The sequence below is a fragment of the Microcoleus sp. Pol8_D6 genome, from assembly GCF_036700965.1.
Lineage (GTDB): Bacteria > Cyanobacteriota > Cyanobacteriia > Cyanobacteriales > Microcoleaceae > Microcoleus.
Map to the genome: position 1 here is coordinate 1 of NZ_JAUBPW010000134.1, position 4,883 is coordinate 4,883.

General features: G+C 43.4%; 2 protein-coding genes. Both read left to right on the plus strand.

The window, feature by feature from the left end:
* A partial coding sequence (locus QUA10_RS28510; protein ID WP_333086465.1) for an adenylate/guanylate cyclase domain-containing protein occupies window positions 1-2,270 on the plus strand: 2,270 nt, incomplete at its 5' end.
* Between the two features lie 142 nt (window positions 2,271-2,412).
* The coding region (locus QUA10_RS28515; RefSeq protein WP_333086466.1) for a serine/threonine-protein kinase PknK at window positions 2,413-4,883 on the plus strand (2,471 nt) is incomplete at its 3' end.

The following is a 4,883-nucleotide window of genomic DNA, read 5'->3' on the forward strand; positions in this document are numbered from 1 at the left end:
GCTACAACATATATATTTGCTTTTATACTCATTTATTCGCTGGTGTAGAACTAGACACTTGGGAACCAGAAATAGCAAGTTATAGGGCTGTTATGGCGCAGTTGAAACAATATTCTGCGCGGGTTTATTTGGATATGATTCAGCAGACGGTGCAAAACTTGAGGGAAACCCATACTCGGCCGGATTTGTTAATAGGCTCTGCCTACGATGAAACGGTGATGATTCCCAAGCACTATCAGGATAATGAATTTACGGCGATCGCCTGTGCCTGTATCTTCAAACTGCTGCTTGCTTACTGCTATGGCAATTACACGGCGGCCCTAGACCACATTTCCCAAGTCAAACAGTATTTGATGGGAGTATCGGGATCAGCTTTTGTTCCCATTTTTCATTTTTATGCCGCCCTGACGCACCTGGCACTTTTTCCCGCACAGCCAGCCATTGAGCAAACTGAAATTATTGCCTTAGTGGAAACCCATCAAAGCACGCTGCAAAAGTGGGCGCAAAATGCTCCCATGAATTATCTGCATAAATGGTGTTTAGTGGAAGCAGAACGGCAACGGGTTTTGGGCAATAAAGCCGAGGCGATTGAAATGTACGATCGCGCAATTTCTGGAGCCAAAGAAAACAAATATGTTAATGACGAAGCTCTGGCCAACGAACTAGCCGCCAAATTCTACTCGGAATGGGGCAAAACAAAAGTTGCTCAAGCCTACATATTTGAGGCGTATTATTGTTATGTTGAATGGGGAGCCACTGCTAAGGTAACGGATTTAGAAACGCGATATCCCCACTTATTCGCAGTAACTCAACCGGGAAGGAAAAACACTCAAACTACCGTAGCAATGACAACGACGGGTTCGGGGAATCACCTAGATATCACCGCAGTCATGAAGGCTTCTCAGGCGATTTCTGGAGAAATTATGCTAGATAAGCTACTGTCTAGCTTGATGAAAATTTTGATGGAAAATGCAGGGGCGCAACGAGGCTATCTGATTTTGTTAAGCCAGGGACAACTGTTTATTGAAGCTGAAGGGACGATCAATGACGAACTCGTCACTGTGTTGCAATCAATTCCCGTTGAAACCTGTCCAGAACTTTCCTCCGCAATTGTCAATTATGTGAGTCGCACTCAAGAAAGCGTCGTATTGGATGATGCTGCGCGATCGGGACAATTTACCAACGACCGTCACATCCGAAAGCATCAGCCCAAATCAATTTTATGTGTGCCGTTGATTAATCAATCTCAAATCGTCAGTATTGTTTACCTAGAAAATAATTTGACAGCCGGAGCTTTTACCCCAGAAAGAGTGGAAATATTAAAAGTTTTATCTGGACAAGCCGCTATCTCAATTCAAAATTCTAAGCTTTATACAGAAGTACGCGAAAATGAAAGCAGGCTGGCTCAACTCAACAAAGCTTACGAGCGATTTGTTCCCCATCAATTTCTCCAGTTTTTAGAGAAATCAAGCATCATTGATGTGGAGTTGGGCGACCAAGTGCAGTTAGAAATGTCCGTGTTGTTTTCCGACATTCGCGATTTCACTACGCTTTCGGAAACTATGACGCCGGAGGATAATTTCAAATTTATCAATTCCTATCTTTCTCGTATGGAACCTGTTATTAATGAAAATAAGGGGTTTATTGATAAATATATTGGCGATGCGATTATGGCGCTGTTTAGCGGTGAGGCGGATAATGCGGTGAAAGCGGGAATTGCGATGCTGCACCGCCTCGCTGAATACAATGAATACTGCGCTAACGCTGGCTGTGCGCCGATTCAGATTGGGATTGGGATTAATACGGGTTCTTTGATGCTGGGAACTGTGGGAGGACCAAATCGCATGGACGGGACGGTAATTAGTGATGCCGTTAATTTAGCTTCTCGCGTGGAAAGTTTGACAAAAAATTATGGGGTTTCGCTGTTAATTACCCAGCCAACTTATACGCGCCTGAAAAATCCATCTCAGTACACAATCCGCACTCTAGATACGGTAAAAGTCAAGGGAAAATCCGAAGCTGTGACGATTTATGAGGTGTTTGATGCAGATCTACCAGAAATTAAACAGACCAAGTTAGCTACGTTGGAATTGTTTGCAGAAGCTAGGGCACTTTATTCGGAAGGGAAGTTATTTGAAGCGGCGCGACTTTTTTCCGAGTGTTGGCGTCAGAATCCAGGCGATCGCGTTGCTAAAATTTACTGGGAACGATGTGAGTCTGCATTAGTGACTCGCACAAAAATCAAAGACCGGCTACACCATTTACATTAATCATAAAAGTCCCAAACTCGATCGCTACATTAAAAACTTAACATTTGTTACAAAAACAAAAAAATTTCCTTTCTCAGGTGCTATTCTATACACAAATCTGGTGCTTTTTGAGTTAGCTTTAATTTTTACCATAAAAATCAATATGCTCTCTATTTCAGGCGTTGCTGTCCAGACGCTGCTTTACGAAAGTGTCAACTCTCTGGTTTACCGGGCGATTCGGGAAACAGATAACCAGCCGATTATCCTCAAACTCCTGAAAGAAAGCTACCCCACACCTCAAGAATTGGTGCGCTACCGCACCGAATACCGCATCACCCAAGAGCTAAAAGAGCCGGGAGTCGTGCAGGTTTATGACTTGCAAAAATACCAAAACAGCCTCGTGATGTTTGTGGAGGACTTTGGCGGCGAATCCTTGACAATTTGGATGGAGCAGCGAAAGTTTACTCTGGAGGAATTTCTGCAAATTGCGATCGCCACCACGGAAGCATTAGGGCAAATTCACAGCGCCAACATCCTCCACAAACATATTAACCCCTCGAATATTGTTTACAACCCCCAAACCAAACAATTAAAAATTATCGACTTTGGCATTTCCACTCAGCTAACCAGAGAAACACCGATACTTAAAAACCCCGGCATTCTGGAAGGAACCCTTGCTTACACTTCACCAGAACAAACCGGGAGAATGAATCGTACTCTCGATTACCGAACTGATTTTTACTCCCTTGGCGTTACTTTTTATGAATTACTCACAGGAAAACTGCCTTTTGACACAGAGGACGCTTTAGAATTGGTTCACTGCCATATTGCCAGACAGCCAGTACCCACGCACGAAATTGAGCCAGTAATTCCCCTAATTATGTCTCAAATTGTCAGTAAACTGATGGCGAAGAATGCCGAAAACCGCTATCAAACTGCCTTGGGGATAAAGCATGATTTAGAAATGTGTCTGGTTCAATTACAAGAAACCGATAGCATAGAAAAATTTGACTTGGGAAGGCGAGATCTTACAGACCATTTTCTGATTCCCGAAAAGTTATACGGTAGAGAAGCTGAAATTTCTTATCTATTAGGTGCATTTGAACGAGTCAGTACAGGTAGGGCCGAAATGATGCTAGTCGCTGGCTTTTCTGGCATTGGTAAAACCGCAGTAGTGAACGAAGTCCACAAGCCTATAGCCAGACAGCATGGCTATTTTATCAAAGGCAAATACGACCAATTTGGGCGCAATATCCCCTTCAGTGCATTTGTGCAAGCATTTCGGGAATTGATGGGACAATTATTATCAGAAAGTGACGATAAATTACAAACATGGAAAACCCTGATTCTCACAGCAGTAGGCGAGAGTGGCAAAGTCTTGATTGACGTAATTCCTGAATTAGAACAGATCATTGCCCCTCAAAGTCCTGCACTAGAACTGTCGGGGACTGCCGCCCAAAATCGCTTCAATTTGCTGATGCAAAAGTTTGTGCAAGTATTTACCCAAGCCGAACATCCATTAGTGATGTTTTTGGATGATTTGCAGTGGGCAGATTCGGCATCCCTGAACTTGCTACAAGTGTTAATGCAGGATAGGGGGCATCTGTTAGTGTTAGGTGCTTATCGGGATAATGAGGTGTCACCTACTCATCCGTTTATGCTGACGGTGGATGAAATTGTCAAGTCTGGGGCAGTGGTGAATACGATTACCCTGCAACCGTTGATTTTAGCAGATCTCAATCAGTTGGTAGCAGATACGCTGATTTGCGATTTATCCTTAGCTCAACCTTTGACAGAATTAGTTTATCAAAAAACCAAAGGTAATCCCTTTTTCTCCACTCAATTCCTCAAGGCGTTGTATGAAGATGGTCAAATTATTTTTAACCCCCCTGTGTCCCCCCTTAGTAAGGGGGGAAGTAAAGGGGGGTGGCAATACGATATTGCTCAAGTTACATTGGCCCACGCCTCGGATGTGGTGGAGTTTATGGCGGTGCAATTGCAGAAGTTGCCTGCCAAAACTCAGGAGGTTCTCAAACTTGCCGCGTGCATTGGGGCGCAGTTTGATTTAGAGACGTTGGCAGTAGTCAGCGAAGAATTACCAGAACCAACTGCATCATCACTCTGGATAGCATTGCAAGAAGGACTCATTTTACCCATTAATGAAGGCTATAAATGCTTCCTTCAAACAGATGCTCAATTCCCTCCTGGGTCTGTTGCTAATCCAACTTATAAGTTTCTGCACGATCGCGTTCAGCAAGCAGCTTATTCATTAATTATCGAAAACCAAAAACAAGCCACTCATCTCAAAATAGGAGAGCTACTCCTACAAAATTCCTCCGAGATCCAAACAGAGGAAAAACTGTTTGATATTGTCGGGCATTTGAATTTAGGAATTGAGTTAATCAGCCAACCAATAGAAAGGGAAGCATTGGCTCAACTTAACTTCAAAGTCGGACAGAAAGCCAGAAATTCTAATGCCTACGCTGCGGCTAATATCTATCTGCAAACAGGCATTAATCTACTAACAGTCAACTGTTGGCAAAGTCAGTATGAATTGACCCTAAAACTCTATGTTGCTGCTGCTGAAGCCGCCTATTTGAATGCTGACTTTGATGGCATGGAACAGATGGCAGC